Annotated in this window: 1 protein-coding gene; it reads right to left on the bottom strand. The window is 65.0% G+C overall.

From position 1 onward, the window contains the following. Window positions 1–109: 109 nt before the first annotated feature. Window positions 110–818: ISAs1 family transposase (locus tag ACFPZI_RS33045; protein ID WP_461111235.1), on the bottom strand; the 709-nt coding region annotated here is incomplete at its 5' end.

Genomic DNA, 818 nt, shown 5'->3' with positions numbered 1-818 from the left:
TCACCCGGCTCAGATCTTCTCGAAACTGAGAAACCGCTGATCCACAGGTATTGACGATTGCTCAGAGGTCCGCGAGCAGGGTCCGTTGCATGATCAGTTCTGTCCGGGTTCATCCGGCGAGGCCGAGGGCAGTCAGGGGGCGGTGGCAGTCGCGGGCGGCGTGACGTAGCGCGGCGGCGATGTTGGTGTGGCCATCCTGGCGGTGGATGCCGATGGCGAGGTTGCGCAGGCCGGCCATGACGCGCGGGAGCCGGCCGATATGGATCTTGGAGTCGTCCTCGCGGAAGGTGCGGTCCCGGACGTGGTGCAGAAGATTTTCGATCTTCCAGTGCCCTCTGATCCACGCGGCGAGCTGAGCGCCGCTCACGGCTCCCGGCGGCAGGCTGGTGATCAGGTAGACGCGCTCGATGGTGAGCTTTCCGCTGGTGAAGTCCTTGCGCCAGCGCACGACCTGGAGGGCCTGGCGGGCGTCGGGATAGTCGATGTGCGCGAAGGAGGCGGTCTTGAGGCGCCGGATCTCCTTGCGGTGGTGGGCGCGGGTGCGCTCGTAATGGTCGAGGGTGATCTCCTGCCAGGGCAGGCGGCGGACGCGGTCGAACAGGCCGGGGTGGTTGGCCTTGACCTGGGCGATGTAGTGGGCGCCGCGGGTGCGGAGGTAAGTGCCGTGGGCGTGCTGGGTGTGCAGGGCATCGGCGGTGATCACGCTGTCGGTGAGATCGATGGTGTCCAACAGGGGCTGGAAGGCGGGTATTTCGTTGCGTGTGTCCTGAATACGTAGGGGAGCTGAATGTAGGAAAGCTGCTCGAAGTAATGCTGTA

Origin of the sequence: Streptomyces chlorus, from assembly GCF_042655885.1 — a bacterium.
Taxonomy (GTDB): Bacteria; Actinomycetota; Actinomycetes; order Streptomycetales; family Streptomycetaceae; genus Streptomyces; species Streptomyces chlorus.
The sequence above is the reverse complement of the archived record's forward strand: the minus strand, read 5'-3'. Positions and strand labels throughout refer to the sequence as shown.